Source organism: Saccharothrix variisporea (assembly GCF_003634995.1).
GTDB lineage: Bacteria > Actinomycetota > Actinomycetes > Mycobacteriales > Pseudonocardiaceae > Actinosynnema > Actinosynnema variisporeum.
The window spans coordinates 1,292,388-1,314,440 of sequence record NZ_RBXR01000001.1 but is presented as its reverse complement, the minus strand read 5'-3'; the positions used below and the strand labels follow the sequence as shown (position 1 = coordinate 1,314,440).

Genomic DNA, 22,053 nt, shown 5'->3' with positions numbered 1-22,053 from the left:
AACATCCGAAGTGGACGATCATGAGTCGGGATGAGGGTGCGGCAGTGGACAACAAGACCTCGCGCGACCCCGCGATGACGGATGTGGCGAGACTCGCGGGCGTGTCGCACCAGACCGTCTCCCGGGTGCTCAACGACCACCCGAACGTGCGCGAGCAGACCCGGTTGCGGGTGCGCGCGGCGATCGCGGAGCTGGGGTACCGGCCGAACAAGGCCGCGCGGGCGCTGGTGACCGGGCGGTCGCAGCTGATCGGCGTGGTGGCGCAGAACTCGACCCTCTACGGTCCGGCGTCGCTGCTGGCGGCGTTCGAGGAGGCGGCGGCGCTCGCGGGCTTCGCGGTCAGCGTCGGCCGGGTCAAGGAGCTCGACCACGCCTCGATCAACAAGGCCGTCGAGCGGCACCGGGACGAGCGCGTGGCCGGGATAGTGGTGATCGCGCCGACCGCGTCGGCCAACGACGCCCTGGCCGACATCCCCGCCGGCGTCCCGGTGGTGACCGTCGACGGCGACCCGGCCCGACCCACGCCGCTGGTCACGGTGGACCAGCAGGCGGGCGCGTACGCGGCCACCAAGCACCTGCTCGACGCGGGCCACCGGACGGTGTGGCACGTGTCCGGCCCGCCGAACTGGTTCGACTCCTCCGGCCGCGTCGAGGGCTGGCGCAAGGCCCTGGAGGACGCCGGGGCCGAGGTCCCGCCGCTGGTCCCGGCCGACTGGAGCGCCCGCGCGGGCTACCAGGCCGGGCAGATGCTGGCCCGGATGCCCGAGGTGACGGCGGTGTTCGCGGCCAACGACCACCTCGCGCTGGGCATCCTGCGGGCCATGCACGAGCGCGGGCGGCGCGTGCCCGAGGACGTCAGCGTCATCGGGTTCGACGACGTGCCGGAGGCGGAGTTCTTCATCCCGCCGCTGACCACCGTGCGCCAGGACTTCGCGGCCGTGGCGCGCGAGGCGCTGGACCTGCTGCTCGCGCAGGTGGTCGATGGTGCGGCGGCCGACACCCGGCGTACGATCGCACCGGCCTTGATCAGCCGCGGCAGCGTCGCACCACCCGCGAACTGAGCACCGGCTCGGCGATCCACCCGCCCGACCGCGCGCTGCCCGGACCGCGACCCGCCCGCTGACCTGCGGACGGGCGCGGCGCCGGACGCGCGTGGTCGGCGTGTCGGCGGCCCGGCGCGACCCGGTGCCCGTCCGCGAAAGCTTTTCGTTTCCCTGAGTGCGTTAACAACTTCGGTCGGTGCTGTGTCCAGCCCGAGACCGAGCATCTCTTGACGTCTCAATTGTTAGCGATAACACTGCTGTCCAAGCTTCTGATGAAGGGCCATCCCCGATGACCAACGACCCGCTCGTGGTGGGCGTCGACTTCGGCACCCTGTCCGGCCGCGCCGTCGTGGTGCGGGTCCGCGACGGTGCCGAACTCGGCAGCGCGGTCCACGACTACGCGCACGGCGTGCTCGAGCGCGCCCTGCCCGGTGGCCGGCCGCTGCCGCCCGACTGGGCGCTCCAGGTGCCCTCGGACTACGTGGACGTCCTGCGCCACGCCGTCCCGAAGGCGCTGGAAGCGGCCGGTGTGGACGCCGCCGACGTGATCGGCATCGGCACGGACTTCACCGCGTGCACGATGGTCCCGACCACCGCCGACGGCACCCCGCTCAACGAGCTGCCGCAGTTCGCGGACCACCCCCACGCCTACGTCAAGCTGTGGAAGCACCACGCCGCCCAGCCGCAGGCCGACCGCATCAACGACCTCGCCGAGCAGCGCAAGGAGCCCTGGCTGCCCCGCTACGGCGGCCTGATCTCCTCGGAGTGGGAGTTCGCCAAGGGCCTCCAGCTGCTGGAGGAGGCCCCCGAGGTCTACGCGGCGATGGAGCACTGGGTCGAGGCCGCCGACTGGATCGTCTGGCAGCTGACCGGCACCTACGTGCGCAACGAGTGCACCGCGGGCTACAAGGGCATCCGCCAGGACGGCGCCTACCCGTCGCCGGAGTTCCTCAAGGGCCTGAACCCGGACTTCGAGCGGTTCGTCGAGGACAAGCTCGACCACCCGCTGGGCGCGCTGGGCGACCGCGCCGGGAGCCTGACCGCCGAGGCCGCCGCGTGGACCGGTCTGCGCGAGGGCATCGCGGTCGCGGTCGGCAACGTGGACGCGCACGTCACCGCGCCGGCCGCGCGGGCGGTCGAGCCGGGCGTGATGGTCGCGATCATGGGCACCTCGACGTGCCACGTGATGAACGGCGCGGAGCTGCGCAACGTGCCGGGCATGTGCGGCGTCGTGGACGGCGGCATCGTGCCGGGCCTGTACGGCTACGAGGCCGGGCAGAGCGGCGTCGGCGACATCTTCGGCTGGTTCGTCCAGCACGGCGTCCCGCCGGAGTACCACGAGCGGGCGCGCGAGCGCGGCATCGGCGTGCACGAGCTGCTCACCGAGCTGGCCGCGGCGCAGGAGATCGGCGAGCACGGCCTGATCGCGCTGGACTGGCACAGCGGCAACCGGTCGGTGCTGGTGGACCACGAGCTGTCCGGCGTGATCGTGGGCCAGACGCTCGCCACCCGCGCCGAGGACACCTACCGGGCGCTGCTGGAGGCCACCGCCTACGGCACCCGCATGATCATCGACACGTTCACCGACGCGGGCGTGCCGGTGACCGAGCTGGTCATCGCGGGCGGCCTGGTCAAGAACGAGCTGCTGATGCAGATCTACGCCGACGTGACCGACCTGCCGCTGTCGGTGATCGACTCCGAGCAGGGTCCCGCGCTGGGGTCGGCGATGCACGCGGCCGTCGCGGCGGGCGCCTACCCCGACATCGTCGCGGCGGCGGCGGCCATGGGCAAGGTGCGGCGGGGCGTGTACCAGCCGATCCCGGGCAACGTCGAGGCCTACGAGCGGCTGTTCGTGGAGTACCAGGAGCTGCACGACTACTTCGGGCGGGGCGCGAACGAGGTCATGCACCGGCTGAAGGTCCTGCGCCGCAAGGCTGTCGAGGGGAAGAACGCCCGATGAAGGTGTTGGACGCGCTGCGCCACGGGGTGGCGGAGCTGCACCGCGAGCTGACCCGGTACGAGCTGGTGATCTGGACGGCGGGCAACGTGTCCGCGCGGGTGCCCGGCGAGGACCTGATGGTGATCAAGCCGTCGGGCGTGTCCTACGACGAGCTGTCGCCGGAGAACATGGTCGTCACCGACCTGCACGGCAACCTGGTGCACGGCGAGCTCGCGCCCTCCTCGGACACCGCCGCGCACGCCTACGTGTACCGGCACATGCCCGAGGTCGGGGGAGTGGTGCACACGCACTCGACCTACGCCACCGCGTGGGCCGCGCGCGGCGAGCCGATCCCGTGCGTGCTGACGATGATCGCCGACGAGTTCGGCGGTGACATCCCGGTCGGTCCGTTCGCGCTCATCGGCGACGACTCGATCGGGCGCGGGATCGTGGAGACGCTGCGCGGGAGCCGGTCCCCGGCCGTGCTCATGCGCAACCACGGCCCGTTCACGGTCGGCAAGGACGCCCGTGCGGCGGTGAAGGCCGCGGTGATGCTGGAGGACGTGGCCCGGACCGTCCACATCGCACAGCAGCTGGGCAAGCCCGACCCGATCGACCCCGAGCACGTCGACCGCCTCTACGCGCGCTACCAGAACGTCTACGGGCAATGAGCCCAGCACAAGGAGTGCCCATGTCGTCCGCCGCGAAGCCCCAGGTCTGGTTCCTCACCGGCAGCCAGCACCTCTACGGCCCGGAGACGCTCGACCAGGTCGCGGGGCAGTCGCAGCAGATCCAGCGGATGCTCGGCTCGTCCGGCCGCATCAGCGCGGAGCTGGTGTGGAAGCCCGTGCTGACCGACACCGCGGCCATCCGCAAGGTGATGCAGGAGGCCAACGCCGACCCGACGTGCGTCGGCGTCATCGCCTGGATGCACACGTTCTCGCCGGCCAAGATGTGGATCACCGGCCTGGACGCGCTGCAGAAGCCGCTGCTGCACCTGCACACCCAGCACAACGAGTCCCTGCCGTGGTCGACCATCGACATGGACTTCATGAACCTCAACCAGGCCGCGCACGGCGACCGCGAGTTCGCCTACGTGCAGACCCGGATCGGCGTGGCCCGCAAGACCGTCGTGGGCCACGCCAGCGACCCGGTGCTGGCCGACCGCATCGACGGCTGGGCGCGCGCCGCCACCGGGTACACGCACCTGCGGTCGCTGCGGCTGGCGCGCTTCGGCGACAACATGCGCGACGTGGCCGTGACCGAGGGCGACAAGGTCGAGGCGGAGCTGCGCTTCGGCGTCTCGGTCAACACCTACGGCGTCAACGACCTGGTCGCGCTGGTCGACGAGGTGTCCGACGAGTCGATCGACCTGCTGGTGTCGGAGTACGCCGACCTCTACCGGCTGGCCCCGGAGCTGGCGCGCGGCGGCGAGCGGCACGAGTCGCTGCGCTACGCGGCCCGCATCGAGGCCGGGCTGCGGCAGTTCCTCACCGAGGGCGGGTTCGGGGCGTTCACCACGAACTTCGAGGACCTGGGCGGGCTGCGCCAGCTGCCGGGCCTGGCCGTGCAGCGGCTGATGGGCGACGGCTACGGCTTCGGCGGCGAGGGCGACTGGAAGACCTCGGCGCTGCTGGCCACCGTGAAGGCGATGGGCGCGGGCACCGGCCGCGGCACGTCGTTCATGGAGGACTACACCTACCACTTCGGGCCGGGCGAGCCGAAGGTGCTGGGCGCGCACATGCTCGAGGTGTGCCCGACCATCGCGGCCGACCGGCCGTCGTGCGAGATCCACCCGCTGGGCATCGGCGGCCGGGAGGACCCGGTGCGGCTGGTGTTCGACGCCGCGCCCGGCCCCGGCGTGGTGATCGGCCTGGCCGACCTCGGCGACCGGTTCCGGCTGGTGGCCAACGAGGTCGAGGTGGTCGCGCCGGACGAACCGCTGCCCAACCTGCCCGTGGCGCGCGCGGTGTGGAAGCCCGCGCCGTCGCTGTCGACCTCCGCCGAGTCCTGGCTGACCGCCGGCGGACCGCACCACACCGTCCTCACCCAGGCCGTCGGCGCGGAGGCGCTGCGCGACCTGGCCACCATGACCGGTACCGAGCTGGCGCTGATCGACGCCGCCACCACGGCGGAGTCCTTCACCGACCGACTGCGCTGGAACGCCGCGTACCACCGACTGGCGCAGGGCCTGCGCTGATCTGCTCGGCGCATCACCCGCGCTGATTCCACACCGCCGCAAGGAGCAACAATGAGGTTGACGAAGATCGCGGTCCTGGCCGCGACAGCGCTGCTGGCCACCGCCTGCGGGTCGTCGGAGAAGACCGTCGACCAGCAGGGCCAGTCCGCGGAGGGCGCGCTCGTGGGCGTGACCATGCCCACGAAGTCCTCGGAGCGCTGGATCCACGACGGGGAGAACATCAAGAAGTCGTTGGAGGCCAAGGGCTACAAGGTCGACCTCCAGTACGCGGAGAACGACATCCCCACCCAGGTCAACCAGCTGGAGAACCAGATCACCAAGGGCGCGCGCCTGCTGGTGATCGCCTCGATCGACGGCACCGCGATCACCACCCAGCTGGAGCAGGCCAAGGCGGCCAACATCCCGGTCATCGCCTACGACCGGCTCATCCGCAACAGCCCGAACGTGGACTACTACGCCACCTTCGACAACTTCAAGGTCGGCGTGGAGCAGGCGAACTCGCTGCTGACCGGCCTGAAGCTGCGCAACCCCGACGGCAGCGCGGGCACCGCGACCGGTCCGTTCGACATCGAGCTGTTCGCCGGGTCGCCGGACGACAACAACGCCACCTTCTTCTTCAACGGCGCGATGTCGGTGCTCCAGCCGTACATCGACAAGGGCGTGCTGAACGTCAAGAGCGGTCAGAAGGACTTCAAGACCGTCGCGATCCTGCGGTGGGACCCGGCCACGGCGCAGAAGCGCATGGAGGACATCCTCACCACCACCTACCGCGGTGGGAAGGTGCACGGCGTGCTGTCGCCGTACGACGGCCTGTCCATCGGCATCCTGTCGGCGCTGAAGTCCAACGGCTACGGCACCGCCGACCAGCCGTACCCGGTCGTGACCGGCCAGGACGCCGAGGTGGCGTCGGTGAAGTCCATCATCGCGGGCGAGCAGTACTCCACGATCTTCAAGGACACCCGTGAGCTGGCCAAGGTGACCGTGGACATGGCCGACGCCGTGCTCAAGGGCGGCAAGCCGCAGGTCAACAACGAGAAGGACTACGACAACGGCAACAAGGTCGTCCCGTCGTACCTGCTCCAGCCGGTCTCGGTGGACAAGTCCAACTACCAGAAGGTCCTGGTCGACTCCGGCTACTACACCGCCGACCAGTTGAAGTGACGATGTCTTCTCCTTCCGACGACATCCTGGTGATGCGCGGCATCACCAAGAGGTTCGGTGGGGTCACCGCGCTGCACGACGTCACGTTCGCCGTGCGGCGCGGTGAGATCCACGCGGTGTGCGGCGAGAACGGCGCGGGCAAGTCCACGCTGATGAAGGTGCTGTCCGGCGTGCACCCGCACGGGTCCTACGAGGGCGGCATCTTCTTCGACGGCGAGGAGTGCCGGTTCTCGTCGGTGCGCGACAGCGAGCGGCGCGGCGTGGTGATCATCCACCAGGAGCTCGCGCTGTGCCCGCAGCTGTCCATCGCGGAGAACCTGTTCCTCGGCAACGAGCGCGCGACCAGGGGTTTGATCGACTGGAACGCCACCAACCACGCGGCGGCCTCGCTGCTGGCGCGGGTGGGGCTGCGGGAGAACCCGACGACCCCGATCGCCGACCTGGGCGTGGGCAAGCAGCAGCTGGTGGAGATCGCCAAGGCGCTGTCCAAGGAGGTGTCGCTGCTCATCCTCGACGAGCCGACGGCCGCCCTGAACGACGACGACTCGGCGCACCTGCTGGACCTGCTGCGCGAGCTGCGCGACCAGGGCATCACGTGCGTGATCATCTCCCACAAGCTCAACGAGGTCATGGACATCGCCGACCGGATCACGGTCATCCGCGACGGCCGGACCGTGGAGACGATGGACGTCGCCGAGGCGACCGAGGACCGGATCATCTCCGGCATGGTCGGCCGGGACCTGGAGCACCGGTTCCCGCCGCGCGAGCCGCACATCGGCGACGAGGTGCTGCGCATCGAGGACTGGACCGTGCACAGCCCGGTCCAGCCCGACCGGGTCGTGGTGTCGGGTGCGTCGCTGACGTTGCGGCGGGGCGAGATCGTGGGCCTGGCCGGGCTGATGGGCGCCGGGCGGACCGAGCTGGCGATGAGCGTGTTCGGCCGGTCCTACGGGGTGCGGATCTCCGGGCGGATCGTGAAGGACGGCCGCGAGATCGTGCTGCGGACCGTGCGGGACGCGATCCGGCACGGCATCGCGTACGTCAGCGAGGACCGCAAGCGCTACGGGTTGAACCTCATCGAGGACATCAAGCGCAACATCTCGGCGGCGGCCCTGCCGCGCCTGGCCTCGCGGGGCTGGGTGCAGGAGGGCGAGGAGTTCGCGGTCGCCGAGAAGTACCGGCGCTCGCTGAACATCAAGGCGCCGGACGTGCTGACCGCGGTGTCGGCGCTCAGCGGCGGCAACCAGCAGAAGGTCGTGCTGGCCAAGTGGATGCAGACCGACCCCGACGTGCTGATCCTCGACGAGCCGACCCGCGGCGTCGACGTCGGCGCCAAGTACGAGATCTACACGATCGTCAACGAGCTCGCCGCGCGCGGCAAGGCGGTCCTGGTGATCTCGTCCGAACTGCCCGAGCTGCTCGGCCTGTGCGACCGCGTGTACGCGCTGTCGGCCGGCCGCATCACCGGTGAGGTGAGCCGGGACGAGGCGACGCAGGAACGCCTCATGCAGCACATGACCAAGGGACTGAACCGATGAGTGTCAAAACCGCCGCCGCCGTCGAGGCTCCGCCCGCCGCGGCCCCGCGCCGGTTCCGCTTCAACCTGCGGCAGAGCGGCATCTACGTGGCGTTCGCGCTGATCGTGGTGCTGTTCTCGGTGATCACCGACGGTGCCTTGTTGGAGCCGCAGAACATCTCCAACATCATCGTCCAGAACTCCTACATCCTGATCCTCGCCGTGGGCATGATCCTGGTGATCATCGCGGGTCACATCGACCTGTCGGCGGGGTCCGTGGTGGCGGTGACGGGCGCGTTGTGCGCGGTGCTGACCGTGCAGTCGGGGTTGCCGTGGGGCGTGGCGGTGCTGATCACGCTCGCGGTCGGGGCGCTGATCGGGGCGTGGCAGGGGTACTGGGTCGCGTACTTCGGGATCCCGGCGTTCATCGTGACGCTCGCGGGCATGCTCGTGTTCCGGGCGCTGACCCTGACCGTGCTGGGCAACCAGGGCATCGGCCCGTTCCCGCAGGAGATCCGGACGCTGTCCAACGGCTTCGTGTCCGGGTACCTGGGCAACGTCGGCCTCGGCCCCCTCGGCGGCGCCGACCTGCTGTCGCTGCTGGTCGGGCTCGGTGTGGTCGCCGGTGTGGTGGCCACGCAGTGGAAGGCGCGGGCCGGTCGGATCGGGTACGGGCAGACCGTGGACCCGATGTGGGTGTTCGTGGCGAAGGTCGTCGGCGCGGGCCTGGTCGTGATGGCCGTCATCGTGCAGCTGGCCCGGTTCCGCAACCTGCCGTGGGTGCTGGTGCTGCTGGCGGTGCTGGTGCTGGGCTACTCGCTGGTGGCGAACCGGACGGTGTTCGGCCGCCGGATCTACGCGGTGGGCGGCAACGTGCAGGCGGCGACGCTGTCCGGCGTCAACGTCAAGTCGGTGACGTTCTGGATCTTCGTCAACATGGGCGTGCTGGGCGCCCTGGCCGGCGTGGTCTTCGCGGGCCGGCTGAACCAGGCCGGTCCGACGGCGGGCTTCAACTTCGAACTGGACGCGATCGCGGCCGCCTTCATCGGCGGCGCGGCGGTGCAGGGCGGGGTGGGCAAGGTCGTCGGCGCCATCACCGGTGGCCTGATCATGGCGGTGATCAACAACGGGATGTCGTTGATCGGCGCGCAGAGCGAGAAGGTCATGCTGGTCAAGGGCCTGGTGCTGCTCGCAGCCGTGGCCTACGACGTGTGGACCAAGCGCCGCAACCGCTGACGTCTTGTTGGACGCCGGCGAAGTTTTCGGCCGCGGAACTTCGCCGGCGTCCACCACGCACGCGGGTCAGTCCCGCCAGACCCGGACCCGGCTGTCCGGGTTCAGGTCCCGGTAGTGGTCGGTGTAGAGCTTCGCCACCAGCTCACCCCGGCTGTTCACGCCCGTCTTGGCGAACACCGCCTTCACGTGGTCCCGAACGGTGTGCTGCGAGAGGTGCAGCCGCCGAGCCAGCTGCGCGGTGCTCAACCCCCTCGCCACCAGCCCGGTGATCTCCTGCTCGCGCTCGGTCAGCCCGAAAGCCGCCGTCAACAGCGTGGCGATGTCGGCGGGCTTGGCAGGCTCCACCACCACCGCCGTCTGCGTCGGTCGGCCCTCCTGGTCCCGCAGGCAGGAGGCGTGGAACACCAGCCACCGTCCGGTCCGATCCTGCGCACGGACCCGCGAGTCGTCGGTCAGCGCTCGGGCGGCGGTGCTGTGGACCCAAGCGGGAACGCGCACGCCGAAGCGGCTCGTCGACGAAGGACTGTCCGGCATTCCCGCGAGCAACTCCCGGGCCGTGTCGTTGATGGACAGCAACCCACCCCGAAGGTCGAACACCAACAGCCCCGGCGCTCCCGAACTTGTCGTACCCCCGTGAGACGATGGAAGCGGGGGCCGGAGGCCGGCGTAAGTCCGTAGCCGCTTGCCCAACGGAGCCAGCGTCTCGGCGGCCCTGGCGATCTCCTGTCGGCTGAACGGAGCCCGTCCGCGCTCCCGGAACAGGCTCACCTGCCCCCACCACTGCCCGTCCGCCCGCAGCACGGCCCGCAGCTCGTCGTCCAACCCCCGTGGCCGCATGAAGCGCCGGTAGGTCGCGCTGTGCTCGGGCGCGTCGGACGTGCCGTCCCGCAGCGCCGCCACCGGCACGGGTGCGCGGGCCAGGTCGCGGAACAGGTTCACCTTCTCGGCCAGCAGTTCGCTGTCCCAGTACGTGTCGCAGCCGTCCTCGCCCAGGTTCTCCGCACGCATCGGTGCGGTCGCCAGGCCGGTGGCCGGGTCGCTCGCCTGCCACACCGCCGCGTCGAACGGGACCAGTCGGCGCAGCGCGTCCGACGCCTCGGCGAACAGGGTCAGTGCGGAGTCCATGGAACCGATCATGCGCCGACCCGCCGGCCTGCGACAACCCCGAAAACGAGGGATGGAAGCCGGCGTCCGACCGGGACCACCCTCGTCGTCATGGAGATCGGGATCATCGGAGCCGGCGCGGCCGGCGTCGCCCTGCTCGACGCGCTGTCTTTGACCGACACCGCGCCCGGCGGGGTCACCGTGTTCGAGGAATCGCCCTGGTTGTGGCGGGGGAGGGCCTACCAGCCGGATCTGGACGCGGTGCGGGTCAACGCGCCGCCGGTGCTGATGTCCATCCGGCACTCGGACCGCGACCACTACACCCGCTGGCTGGCCGGCCGCACGGACTACCCGGACGTGGGCCTGGGCGTGCAGATCGTGCCGCGTGTGGTGTTCGGCGAGTACCTGGAGGCGACCGCGCGGGAGGCGATCGCGCGGCTGCGGTCGGCGGGCTGGCGGGTGAGCGTGGTGAACGAGCGGGTCGTGGGTGCCGCGCCGCTGCGGACCGCGTCCGGCGAGCACCGGGTGGACCGGACGGTGCTGGCGGTGGGTGGTGGGTCGCCGTTCGACCACTACGGGTTGACCGGCAGCCCCGGGTTCGTGCTGGAGCCCTACCCGTTGGCGCACCTGGATGTGCCTGCCGACGCGCACGTTGCCGTGATCGGCAGTGGCTTGACCGCCGTGGACGTGGTGGCGGCGCTCACCGCGTCCGGGCACACCGGGCCGGTCACGCTGGTGTCGCGGACGGGCGTGCTGCCGCACGTGCAGCAGCGTCCGGTCCCGCTTGACTTCCGCCACCTGGTGCGCGACAACCTGGTCGGCACGCGGGACGGCCTGCTGGACCTGCTGCGGGCCGAGCTGGCGGAATCCGGCCAGGACCTCGCCCCGCTGGTGCGCGAGCTGACCACACCGGAGGACCCGGTCGACCGCCTCCGCCGTCAGCTGTCCGAAGTGGACTCCTCCTACCTGGGACGACGGCTCGTGACGGCGGCCGTGCACATGCTCGGGTCGGCGGCGTGGCGCCTGCTGCCCGCGCTGGACCGCGAGTCGATCCGCCGGGAGCACTTCCGCACGATCAACAGCCTCGCCTCGCCGATGGTGCCGCTCAACGGCGAACTGCTGCTGCGTGAGTTCGACTCCGGTCGGTTGCGGCTGCTCAGCGGGGTGACGAAGGTCGAACGGGCCGCTCGCGGCTTCCGGGTGGTCGGCGACCGGGAGGTCACGGCGGACGTGGTGGTGAACGCGGTGAACCCGCAGTCCCACGCCGTGCCGCCCGCCGCCGAGCCGCTGGTGGGGTCGCTGCTGGCCGCCGGGTTGGCCGCGTTGCCGCCGGCGGGCGGGTTGGAAGTGCGGTCGGAGCGCGTGCTGAGCCTCGGCGCGGTGACGGCGGAGACGTCGTTCGTGGTGCCGAGCGTGCCGACGCTGGCGGCGGGGGCGGCTGAGCTGGTCAAACGGCTGTCCTGGTAGCAGTGTTAACGCGATCAGGTTAACGACGTTGCGATATCGCCGCTACCGTGCTTCCATTATCAGTGTCACCACCGACTGAGGGGAGCAGGACATGAGCACGCGAGTCGCCATCGTCACCGGCGGGTCCCGGGGTATCGGGCGGGCCGCCGCCGAGCGCCTGGCCGCGGACGGCCTCGCCGTCGTCATCGCCTACGCGGGCAACGACGCCGAGGCCGCCGCCACCGTCGAAGCCGTCGAGGCCAAGGGCGGCACAGCGGTCGCGGTGCGGGCCGACGTCGCCGACGAGCACGCCGTCGCCGCCCTGTTCGACCGGGCCGAAGCGGAGTTCGGCGGCGTGGACGTCGTGGTGCACGCGGCCGGGATCATGCTGCTGGGCACAGTCGCCGACTTCGACCTCGACGCCCTGGACCGCATGCACCGGGTCAACATCCGGGGCACGTTCGTGGTCGCTCAGCAGGCCGCGCGCCGGATCCGCCGGGGCGGGGCGATCGTGAACCTCTCGACATCGGTCACCAAGCTCGCCCTGCCCACCTACGCGGCTTACGCGGCGTCGAAGGGCGCGGTGGACGCGGTGAGCCTGATCCTGGCCAAGGAACTGCGCGGCCGGGACGTGACGGTCAACGCCGTGGCCCCCGGTCCCACCGCGACCGCGCTGTTCCTCGACGGCAAGGACGCGCAGACCATCGACCGGATGTCGAAGGCCAACCCGCTGGAGCGGCTGGGCACACCCGACGACATCGCCGACGTGGTCTCCTTCCTCGCCGGGCCGGGCCGGTGGGTCAACGGCCAGACCCTCTACGCCAACGGAGGTGCGGCATGAACCGGCGGCGGGTCGAGCAGGCGCGCGCACCGGATCAGGCCGATGTGGCTGTAGGCCTGCGGGTGGTTGCCCAGCGACCGCTCGGTCACCGGGTCGTACTCCTCGGCCAGCAGCCCGGTCGGCCCGGCGCAGGCCACGAGCTGCGCGAACAGTTCCTCGGCCTGGTCGCGCTGCCCGGTCAGCAGGTAGGCCTCGACCAGCCACGCGGCACACAGGTGGAAGCCGCCCTCGTCGCCGGGCAGCCCGTCGTCCCGCCGGTACCGGTAGACGGTGGCGCCGGACCGCAGCCCGGCCTCGACTGCCTCGACGGTCGCGGTGAACCGCTCGTCGGTGACCAGTCCGCTCAAGCCGACGTGCAGGGACGCCGCGTCCAGGTCGGTGCCGTCGTAGGCGGTGGTGAAGGCGCGCACGTCCTCGTTCCAGCCGCGCTTGAGGACGTCGGCCGCGATGACGTCGCGCAGGATCAGCCACTCCGGGTCCAGTGGCCGGTCGAAGCGTTCGGCGATGCGGATCGCGCGGTCGGTGGTGAGCCAGCACATCACGCGGGAGTAGACGCGGTGGCGGGGCGCGTGGCGTTCCTCCCAGATGCCGTGGTCGGCTTCCTGCCACCGCTGCGCCACGGCGGACACCATCGCGGTGACCAGGTCCCAGTCCCGGTCGTCCAGGCGGTCGCGGGCGGTGGCCAGGTCCAGCACGAGGTCCACGACCGGGCCGAACACGTCGAGCTGCACCTGCTGGCCGGCGAGGTTGCCCACGCGGACCGGACGGGAGCCCGCGTAACCGGGCAGGGTGTCGATCACGGCCTCGGGGCCCAGCTGTGCGCCGTGGACGGTGTAGAGCGGGTGCAGGCGTTCCGGGCCGGGCAGCGTGGCCAGCACGCGGTGCAACCAGTCCACGAAGGACTCCGCCTCCTCCGTGGAACCCAGCGCCACCAACGCCTGCGCGGTCAACGCGCCGTCGCGCAGCCAGCAGTACCGGTAGTCCCAGTTGCGCACGCCGCCGATCTCCTCGGGCAGCGACGTGGTGGCGGCGGCCAGGACCGCGCCGGTCCCGCGGTGGCACAGGGCTCTCAGCGTCATCGCGGACCGGGCCACCAGGTCGCGTTCCGTCGCCGGGAGCGTCAGCGAGGCCAACCACCCGCTCCAGTCGGGAACGGTCGTCTCGGCCGGTGCGAAGTCCTCGGTGCCACAACGGAGTTCGAGCACCGCGGGCGGGTGGACGGTGGCGCGGGCCGTGTCGCCGTCGACCTCCCACACCACGCCGGGGGAGCGCAGCACCATCGGCTCGGACGTGCCTTCGACGCGCAGACCGTCCCGGGTCTGCGTGAGCGTGACCGGCACCTGGCCGAACTCGGGTCGTGGCGCGAACTCCACGTGCGCGGGGGCGGTGCCGGTGATGCGGCGGACGAGGTCCGTGCGGTGCGGCGGGGTGTCCTCGGCGAGGTGGTCGGTGACGGTCAGGCCCGCCCAGCGGGTCTCGACGGCCATCGTGCCGGGCAGGTAGCGCTGCCCCAACGGAAGCCGTCCGTGCGCAGGGACGATACTGAAGTGCCCGGCCTCCGGCCCACCCAACAGATCGGCGAACAGGGCGGGCGAATCCGGCTCCGGCGCACACATCCACGTCACCCGCGCATCCGGCGTGACCAGGGCGAGAGCCCGCCGATTCGACAACAGGCTGTGCCGCTCGATCGGCACGGGCCGCGCACCGAACAGCCAGTGACGCCGCTCCTCCAGCAGGTACGCCAACTGCGGCACGCCATCGCCGTCGGCGAGGTGCAGCACGTCGGTGGCGTGGGCGGTCAACGGCTCCACGGAGAGAGGGGTGTACTCACCGACCAACTCGACCTCGGCGGGAAGCCGGGACAACACCGCGAGGTCCGCCAACGACCGGTGCGACACGACCACCACCGTCGTGGCCGGCAACTCGGCCAACGCCCGCACGGCGGCAATGCCCTCCCGCGCTGGCCGGGCGGGGTCGTCCGGCGCCAGCGTGGCGTCGTAGTCGCAGACCACCACCAGCCGCTCGGCACGAGCCAGGTCGAGCAGTCTGCGGGTCGAGAGCACCGGGAACCTCCTCCAGTGGGAATCCCCGGAACCGTAGGCGCGGCCGAGACCCACGTCAGCGGGGTGATCGCAGACTTAGGGGTGTCCTAACCGAGTTTTAGGGTTCGCTCCCGGTGTTATGCCGACTTGGGAGTAGGTACGCGGAACGGGCGTGGTTACGGTCCGGGCAAGTCCGTTCCGAGACGAGGTGTCCCCTGTGAAAACCCTGCTCCTGGTGACCGCCCTCGCGTTGTCCCTCGCCCCACCGCCCGCGCAGGCCGTGCCCGCGCCCTACTGCTACGAGGAGCCGCACAACCCCACTGCCGACATCAGCGATCTGAAGGCCGGGTTCACGTCGGCCAACTGGATGCGCACCCTGCAAGCCATGTACCAGCGTCGCTGGCCCAGCGGGCAGGCCCTGGCGATCGCCCAGGCCCGCGACCCGTACTGGAACCAGTTCGTGCGCAAGGACTCCTTCGAGGGGTTCGCCGAGTCGATGATGGTCGCCATCCACGAGGAGACCCACATGTGGGACCTCGACGGCACCCGCACCCGCTGGGACGTCCACACCGCCGCCTGGATCGACGCCACCCGCCAAGCCACCGCCGTCCCCCTGCACGGCGGCTTCCCCCGCAAGGAGATCCTGCCACTGATCAAGGACCGGCTCAGCGACTCCATGGACGGCATCTACCTGCGCGACCGCCAGCAAGGCGAGTACAAGCTGCAAGGCGTGCTCGCGGAGCTGAACGCGGGCCTCACCGGGCTGCCCGCGGTGACCGTGGTGCAGGAGTACATCAAGGGTGTCGGGGCGAGCAACGCCCGGGACATCGCCGCCACCAACCTGCGGTACCTGCTGCTGTACCTGCGGGTCGCCAAAGACCGCCACCCCGACTACTGGAGCAAGATCAAGAACGAGCCGAAGCTGCGCGAACTGGTGCTGACCCAGTTCCTCCGCACCGCCTACTGGCTGGAGAAGTCCGCGCCCTACACCGGCAAGCTGGGCAGCGCGGACGCCGACAAGATCACCGCGACCAACTACGCGCCGGCGAACATCGCCGTGCTGGAGGAGTTCACCGGCCGCAAGGTCAGCACCACGCAGAAGAACTGCACGACGTGATCACACGCGACCGGACGGCCCGCGCCCTGGCGTCGAGTGAGGCGCCGGGGCAGGTCGTCGGGGTCGCTCGTGGGCGGTCGCTCGTCGGGGCGGGTCGTCGGGGTCGCTCGTCGGGTCAGCGGTCCAATGCCAGGCGGCTGCCCAGTGCGACGAAGGCGATGCCGGTGACCCGGTCCACCCACCGCCGGCCGCGCCGGTACACCTCGACCACGCGCGGCAGCCCGAACAGCGTCGCGACCAACGCGAACCAGCTCGCCGCGACCAGCACCATGGCCACGACGACCGCGACCCGGCCCCACGGCGTGGTGTCGGCGGGCAGCAGCGCGCCGAACAGGCTGCCGAAGAACACCGCCGCCTTGGGGTTGCCGATGTTGGTCAGGAACCCGGTGCGCCACGCCTTCGCCGCGCTGGTCGGCGTGGCGTCGACCGGCTCGACCGGCACCCGCTCGGTCCGCCGGCTCGCCCACAGCGCCCGCGCGCCCAGGTAGACCAGGTACGCGGCACCGGCCAACCGGACCACGTCGTACAGCCAGCCGACCCGCGCGAGCAGCACGGACAAGCCCAGCATGCTCGCCACCGCCCACACCGCGATGGCGGAGGCGACACCGAGCCCGGTGACCACGCCGTGGCGGCGGGAGCGAGTGGTCGCCTGCTGCGCGACGACCAGCATGTCGGGGCCGGGGCTCACCACGGCGAGGATCCAGACGGCGAACAGAGGGAGGTGGTTCAGCACGTTCACAACATACTTGCGCAGGCATTATCTGCGCAGACGATACTTGCGGCCATGACGACGAGGCAGCCCCGTGTGGAGATCGAGTACTGCACGCAGTGCCGGTGGTTGCTGCGCGCGGGGTGGACGGCACAGGAGCTGCTGACGACGTTCACGGCCGAACTGGGCGAGGTCGCGCTGATCCCGGGCACGGGTGGGGTGTTCGACGTGCGCTTGGACGGCGAGACGATCTGGTCGCGCAAGCAGCAGGACGGCTTCCCCGACCTGGCGGTGCTGAAGCAACTGGTCCGCGACCGCATCGCCCCCGACCGCTCCCTGGGCCACACCGACCGCCGCTGACCGACCGACTGGCTGACCGACCGGCCGGCGGTGGTTTCCGCCGGCCGGTCGCGTTCACGGGCTCACGGGCTTGCGGACCGACGCACTTGTGAACCCGCGTGCCGGCCGGAGCGGGTGGTTACCAGAGGGTGGCGCCGTAGACGGACTGGTAGTACGGCAGGCTGATCGCCGCCGGGTAGTACCAGGACACGTTCGCCACGCCCACCACCTGGCCGCACCGGTACCGGCCGCCGACCGAGTACAGCTGGGCGCCGCTGGTCACGCCCTCCGCCGTGCGGGTGCCGGAGTTGCGGTAGTTCGAGCCGCCCGAGTCGCCCGGTTCGACGCACGCGTTGTGCCGGGTCAGGTCGTACACGGTCCGGCCGCCCGAGTACGTCACGGTCTGCCGCTTGGCCGTGATCACGCCGCAGGTCAGCTTGGTGGTCACGCCGGACTTGCAGATCGCGGTGCCGACCGGTGAGTCGCTGTACCCGCTGACGGTGACCACGCCGCCCTGCGACGGGTTCACGTCGACCCACGGCCCCTGGGTCCAGGCGGCCGTGTTGGTGACGCGCACGATGGCGTCGTCCCAGGTCGGGAAGAACGCGGCCTGCACGGTGCCGATCTGCGACCCGGTGTAGCCGTAGACGGCGGTGCCCGCGGGTCCGCAGTGGCCCGCGGTCAGCACGTACCGCAGGCCGTTGTTGACGTTGCGCAGGTTGAAGCCCGCCGAGCAGTACCCGCCGCCGAACGCCCCGTAGTACAGGATGTCGCCGCCGTCGAGGAACGCCGCCGTGGACGGCTCGGTGTCGGTGAAGTCGACGCGCACGGCGTCGCCGTACTTCCGCAAGCCCGCCACGGCCCGGTCCGACCGGCCGCTCAGGGCGGTCACCGACACGACGTTGGCCGTCGGGTCCACCGACCACGACACCAGGCCCTTGACCTCGTCCGATCTGCCGCGGCCCGGGTTGGCGCGGGTGCCGTCGTCGGCGTCGCGGCCCGCCAGGGCGTCGAGTTCACCCTTGATCTTCTCCAGGTCGGCCTCGCTGTGCTTGACCACGTGCGCCCGCGCACCCGCCGCGCGCACCTCGCCCACGCGGGCCGGGTCGGTGACGGCCACCGCGAGCCGACCGGCCTCGGCGTCGAACCACGCGCCGCCGAACGCCGCGCCCAGGCGCCCCTTCAGCACGTCGTCGAGCCGGTCGGCCTCGTCCTGCTGGACCGCGCGTCTGGCCGCCTGGTCGGCGGTGAGGCCCAGGTCGCGCTGCATCGCCGTGAGCACGTCCGCGGGCAGGTCGACCGATCTTTCCGGGGCGGCGGTGCCCACTGCGGCGCCGGTGGCGGCGAGCGCGGCCACGGACACGCCGACGAGCACCGTGCGGAGGAGTTTTCGCATTTCTCCCACTTTCCTGGTGTGTGTTTCCCTCATTTTTCGCGCAGGCGGAAGCCGTCGGTGCACGGAATTGGTTCGACCACCTGAGCTGCCACGACGGCACTGCGCACCAGGGAAATCGCAGACTCGCGGCAGATGTTTCGAGGTTTTCGGGACAGCACCCGGATGTCGCAGAACGCTACTCGTAAGGACGAATATCGCAATTCGCATAAGTAGAAAATGGAAATTCGCCGGCGGATTCTAGCGGGGAAATCGACGGCCAGGCGGGTGTATTCCGGGGCAGGGTCGCGGGAGGCTCGCACGAAGAAGCCCCCTGCCCGCTGGGTGCGGACAGGGGGCAGGGACGAGCGCTCGGGTCAGCCGTTCGGCGTGGTGATCACCGAGAACACCGAGCCCTGACCGGCGATGCGCGCGTTCAGGTCCTCCAGCACGGTGCTGATCGGCACGTAGTTGTTCAGCTCGCCCGCCTGGCACGCGCCCGACCGGCTCTGCTGGCTGCCTTCGAGGATGCCCAGCGCCGTGTGGTCGACCTGGCTGAACAGCGGACCGCCGCTGTCACCCGCTCGGGCGCAGATGTCGGTGTTGATGCCGACGTCGGTGGACAGCACCCGGCCGCAGCGCGTGCCGACCAGGTAGCCCTCGCCCGCGCCGCTGTCGTAGGAGTCGGGGTAGTTGACCGCGCTGGAGCCCGAACCGGTCGCGCACACCACCCAGCCCGCCTTGACCTCGGCCAGGGTGTGGGTGCCGGTGATGTACTCGTCCACCGACGTGGCCTGCTGGCCGCACGGGGTGTCGGCGTTGCTGTCCATACCGCCGTTGCGGCAGTACTTCAGCACCCGGTTGCGGTTGGTGTGGTTCTCCAGCCACGTGTTCGCGGTGGCCTGGTCGACGTACGGCAGCGCCGCGTAGTCGTACGGGTAGGAGTTCTTCTCGATGCCGTGCTGCTGGAGCACGGACGTGCCGTTGTGCTGGGTCGGCACGTTGTTGGTCTTGGTGGCCATGCAGTGGCCCGCGGTCAGCACCCACGGCTTGCCGGGGAAACCGCCGCCGGTCGAGCGCAGGTTGAACCCGGCCGTGCAGCCGCCCCACGTCCCGTTGTCGCGTCGCATGTCCAGGCGCAGGCCGCCGCGCATCGGGCCGTAGCCGGTGCAGTAGAGCGGGTGGCAGAAGCCCCAGTCCACGTTCGGGGTGGCCATCGGCTCGGGCTTGACCAGGGTGCGCGGCACGACCAGGTCGGCGGGCTCGGCGGCGATCGCGGAGCGGGCGTGCTCGGACTCGGCGGCGACCTCGGCGGCGCGCTGGGTGCGCTTCTCCGCCGCGACCCAGCCGCGTTCCCACACCACGACCTTGTTCTCCGACTCGCTCACCGCGGGCAGGTGCACGGCCTGCGGACCGGCGCCGACGCGGGCGGCGACGCGGTCGCGGGCCGCGTTCAGGTCGGCCAGCGAGTACCGGACGGCCTGGGTGCGGATGTTCTTGCGGTCGGGCAACGCCTTCAGGTAGCGGTCGGCGTCGGCGGGCTGGGTCATCGCCACCACCAGGACACCGCCGGCGTTGTGGTCCAGCCACATGCCGCCGTAGGTGGCCTGCGTGCGCAGGACCTGGTCGAGCCGGGTGGCGTCGTCCTGCAGCTGCAGGCGGCGCAGCGCCTCCTGCTCCGACACGCCGTACGTCTTGACCAGGTACCGCACGGACTCCGTGACCGCGTTCGCGTCCAGGGTCCGGTGCAGCTGCGGCTCGGCGGTGGCACCGGACGGCGCGACCACCGCGACGGCCGCTGCGACGGCGAGTGAGGCGACCAAGGCCCCCACACGTCGTGATCTACCCACGACATCTCCTCACGTTGACGGGCAACGGGCTCATTGAACAGGCCGGCGACTTCTCACGGGCCGGAATGGTGAGAAGATCGGCAACTTCGGCCGTCCGGCAACCCGAGGGGTCCCCCGAACGTCAACCGACGATGATCTCGTGCGGCAAGTAGGGCTCCTGAGCGGTGATGCCCAACGCCGAGATGGCCTGCACCACCGCCACGGCCGCCGTCGCGGTGGGCAGGTCGTCCAGCGGTGACGGCGCGGTGATCCGGCGCAGGAGGGACGCACCGGGTTCCGGACAGCCCTCGACCGCCTTCGCGACCAGCTCGGGCGCGTCGCCGAACGCCCGGACCGCCCGCGCCCACCACGTGGTCGCCTCGGCGTGCAGGGCGGGTTCGTCGCGGGGGTCCTTGCTGCGCAGGGCCGGCAGGTCCGCCGCGACCTCGCCGGCCACGGCCGGGTCGAGGCTGGCCGCCGCCGCGAGCACGCGCAGCCGCAGGGTGTGCTCGGCCCGGCCGCCGTCAGGCAGGTCGGCCACGATGGAGGCCAGTTCCGCCGGGAACGCCAGCAGTTCCCGCGCCACCCGCGCCGCGTCCTCGCCGCCCCCGGCCATCGCGGTGACCAGGTCGAGGAACGCGGTGGTCTGCGCCTGCCGGTCGCGGTTGGCCACGCCCCGGGCCGGCAGCAGGCGCTCGATCGCCGCGTACAGGTCGTCCAGGGCCTCGTCCTCCTCCGCGTCGACGGCCCGCAACGCCGAGCGCACGGTCCGGGCGGCCGGCACGGCGTGGTCGGGCAGCGCCGCGCGGTCCAGTGCGGCCGAGCCCAACGACGTCAGGGCGTGGAAACCCAGGTGCTGCAACGGTTCGGTGGAGATCATCAGGTCGTTGTGCGCGGCGGTGATGCGGTCGGCGGCCAGCAGTTCCGGGTGCAGCAGCGCCAGGCGCACCAGCAGGTGGGCCTGCGTCGCCCCGTACAGCAGCGCCTCGGCCTCCTCCTCCGCCTCGGCGGTCTCCTCGGCGTCCCGGTCGGCGAAGTGGTCCACCACGGCGGCCACGTCGTCGCTGTCGAGGTCCGCGAGCCACACCCACGGCGACTCGGCGGCGGCCAGCCCGTCGCGGCCCATCGTGGCCAGGCACCGCAGACCCGCCCACAGCAACGCCCTCAGCTGCGCCCGGCGACGTTCCTCGGCGAGGTCGGGGTCGGCGTCCGGGTCGACGCGGGTCCACTGGAGGTCGTGGGCGGTGGCGAACTCGTCCAGCAGCAGGTGCCCGCGCAGGCCGTCGTGGTCGACGCCGGTGCCCGGGTCGTCGTGGTCGGCGCGCACGGCGTCCAGCAGGGCCTGCGCGAGCGCGGTGTCCCCGCCGCCGCGACCCACCAGCGGGTGCCGCACGCCTTCCGCCCGGCACGCCGCCACCAGCAGGCCGCCCAGCGCGGCGACCAGTTCCCGGCCCCACGGGTGCTCGACCGACCCGGCGACCAGGTCGGCCGCGTCGACCCGCCACGGTCCGCGCCCGGCGGGGTCGTTGACGTCGGCCGCCGCGGCGGCCAGCAGGTACTGGGCGGCGGGCTCCTGGAGTTCGCGCGGCAGGTGCTCGGCGACGGGGAAGCGCGGCCGGTCGTCCTCCACCGAGGGCAGCCACACGTCCGGTTCCAGGGGCGCGTCGAGCTTCGCGCCGCTGATCGACTCCAGCCGCCACCCGAACAGCTCGGGCGTGCCGGAGAGGTACCGCGCCAGTCCCAGGCCGACCGCCAGCGCCGCCGGCAGGTCCACCGCGCCCACGGCCAGGCCCACCCGCGCGCCCTCCGGGTAGGTCAGCACCCGCACGTCCAGCAGCGCGACCGGCTCCTCCGCCGTGAAGTCCTCGTCGTCGTCGGGGTCGAGCACGGGTCCCTCGACGGAACCGCCGGCTTCGATCAGCTCCAGGACCAGCGCGGGCCGCCGGGCGTGGACGAGGTCGTCGGACCCCGGTGGATCGGGGTCGGACAGCTCGATCCACACTGCGTACGGCACTTCGGCTCCTGCGGTCCCGGGCTGGCTGTTGCGATTCAGGAGGCTATCGGCGCACCGCGCGGCCGGTCGGGACGGACAGGCCGTCAACAGTCCACACAGTGCGGCGGTGTATTGCCCACTGATCGGCCGAAGTCCCGGTCGTGCG

General features: G+C 71.4%; 17 protein-coding genes. 11 read left to right on the top strand and 6 right to left on the bottom strand.

Annotated features, from left to right (window positions below; translation table 11 throughout):
* Positions 1-20: 20 nt before the first annotated feature.
* The 7 genes from DFJ66_RS05695 to mmsB all read left to right on the top strand — a co-directional run bounded on the left by DFJ66_RS05695 (position 21) and on the right by mmsB (position 9,095).
* Entirely contained in the window at positions 21-1,061 is a 1,041-nt protein-coding gene (locus DFJ66_RS05695; protein WP_246029591.1) for a LacI family DNA-binding transcriptional regulator, read from the top strand.
* Positions 1,062-1,332: 271 nt separating this feature from the next.
* Positions 1,333-3,003: a ribulokinase gene (gene araB, locus DFJ66_RS05690; protein ID WP_121218624.1), complete on the top strand. Its 1,671-nt coding sequence runs from the start codon at positions 1,333-1,335 to the stop codon at positions 3,001-3,003.
* Positions 3,000-3,653: an L-ribulose-5-phosphate 4-epimerase gene (locus DFJ66_RS05685; RefSeq protein ID WP_121218622.1), complete on the top strand. Its 654-nt coding sequence runs from the start codon at positions 3,000-3,002 to the stop codon at positions 3,651-3,653. The genes araB and DFJ66_RS05685 overlap by 4 nt, the downstream gene beginning before the upstream one ends.
* A 20-nt stretch (positions 3,654-3,673) precedes the next feature.
* Entirely contained in the window at positions 3,674-5,182 is a 1,509-nt protein-coding gene (gene araA, locus DFJ66_RS05680) for an L-arabinose isomerase (protein ID WP_121218620.1), read from the top strand.
* Positions 5,183-5,233: 51 nt separating this feature from the next.
* Positions 5,234-6,343 (top strand): multiple monosaccharide ABC transporter substrate-binding protein, encoded by a 1,110-nt coding sequence (gene chvE, locus DFJ66_RS05675; protein WP_121218618.1) that lies wholly within the window; start codon positions 5,234-5,236, stop codon positions 6,341-6,343.
* Positions 6,344-6,345: 2 nt separating this feature from the next.
* A complete protein-coding gene (gene mmsA, locus DFJ66_RS05670) occupies positions 6,346-7,881 on the top strand; it encodes a multiple monosaccharide ABC transporter ATP-binding protein (protein ID WP_121218616.1) in 1,536 nt (511 codons plus the stop codon).
* A complete protein-coding gene (gene mmsB / locus DFJ66_RS05665; RefSeq protein WP_121218614.1) occupies positions 7,878-9,095 on the top strand; it encodes a multiple monosaccharide ABC transporter permease in 1,218 nt (405 codons plus the stop codon). The genes mmsA and mmsB overlap by 4 nt, the downstream gene beginning before the upstream one ends.
* A 66-nt stretch (positions 9,096-9,161) precedes the next feature.
* Here mmsB and DFJ66_RS05660 read toward each other — a convergent pair whose 3' ends face one another.
* Complete coding sequence (locus DFJ66_RS05660) at positions 9,162-10,220, bottom strand: helix-turn-helix transcriptional regulator (RefSeq protein ID WP_246029590.1); 1,059 nt, start codon at positions 10,218-10,220, stop codon at positions 9,162-9,164.
* A 90-nt stretch (positions 10,221-10,310) separates the two neighbouring features.
* Between DFJ66_RS05660 and DFJ66_RS05655 the strand changes: the two genes are divergently transcribed.
* Together DFJ66_RS05655 and DFJ66_RS05650 are read left to right on the top strand one after the other, a co-directional pair.
* Entirely contained in the window at positions 10,311-11,666 is a 1,356-nt protein-coding gene (locus tag DFJ66_RS05655; protein WP_121218610.1) for an FAD/NAD(P)-binding protein, read from the top strand.
* Between the two features lie 91 nt (positions 11,667-11,757).
* Complete coding sequence (locus DFJ66_RS05650) at positions 11,758-12,486, top strand: SDR family oxidoreductase (RefSeq protein ID WP_121218608.1); 729 nt, start codon at positions 11,758-11,760, stop codon at positions 12,484-12,486.
* Here the strand turns inward: DFJ66_RS05650 and DFJ66_RS05645 are convergent.
* The gene (locus tag DFJ66_RS05645) at positions 12,462-14,549 is read right to left on the bottom strand and encodes a trehalase-like domain-containing protein (protein ID WP_121218606.1); all 2,088 of its coding nucleotides are present in this window, start codon (positions 14,547-14,549) and stop codon (positions 12,462-12,464) included. The two genes, DFJ66_RS05650 and DFJ66_RS05645, sit on opposite strands and share 25 nt — an antisense overlap.
* A 196-nt stretch (positions 14,550-14,745) precedes the next feature.
* Here DFJ66_RS05645 and DFJ66_RS05640 point away from each other — a divergent pair, with 196 nt between their 5' ends.
* Positions 14,746-15,645 carry a hypothetical protein gene (locus DFJ66_RS05640; RefSeq protein WP_246029589.1) on the top strand — a complete coding sequence of 300 codons (900 nt, stop codon included), beginning with the start codon at positions 14,746-14,748 and terminating at the stop codon, positions 15,643-15,645.
* A gap of 115 nt (positions 15,646-15,760) precedes the next feature.
* On the opposite strand, the gene DFJ66_RS05635 is transcribed toward DFJ66_RS05640, so the two are convergent.
* Positions 15,761-16,378 (bottom strand): LysE family translocator, encoded by a 618-nt coding sequence (locus DFJ66_RS05635; RefSeq protein ID WP_147459177.1) that lies wholly within the window; start codon positions 16,376-16,378, stop codon positions 15,761-15,763.
* A gap of 51 nt (positions 16,379-16,429) precedes the next feature.
* On the opposite strand from DFJ66_RS05635, the gene DFJ66_RS05630 reads away from it, so the two are divergent.
* Positions 16,430-16,714, top strand: coding sequence for an Rdx family protein (locus DFJ66_RS05630; RefSeq protein ID WP_121218602.1), 285 nt, complete (start codon positions 16,430-16,432; stop codon positions 16,712-16,714).
* Positions 16,715-16,832: 118 nt separating this feature from the next.
* Here DFJ66_RS05630 and DFJ66_RS05625 read toward each other — a convergent pair whose 3' ends face one another.
* The 3 genes from DFJ66_RS05625 to DFJ66_RS05615 form a co-directional block, all read right to left on the bottom strand.
* Positions 16,833-18,089: a S1 family peptidase gene (locus DFJ66_RS05625; RefSeq protein WP_170199148.1), complete on the bottom strand. Its 1,257-nt coding sequence runs from the start codon at positions 18,087-18,089 to the stop codon at positions 16,833-16,835.
* A gap of 353 nt (positions 18,090-18,442) precedes the next feature.
* Positions 18,443-19,915 carry a trypsin-like serine protease gene (locus DFJ66_RS05620; RefSeq protein WP_121218598.1) on the bottom strand — a complete coding sequence of 491 codons (1,473 nt, stop codon included), beginning with the start codon at positions 19,913-19,915 and terminating at the stop codon, positions 18,443-18,445.
* 121 nt (positions 19,916-20,036) lie between these two features.
* The gene (locus DFJ66_RS05615; protein ID WP_121218596.1) at positions 20,037-21,908 is read right to left on the bottom strand and encodes a hypothetical protein; all 1,872 of its coding nucleotides are present in this window, start codon (positions 21,906-21,908) and stop codon (positions 20,037-20,039) included.
* Positions 21,909-22,053: the final 145 nt, after the last annotated feature.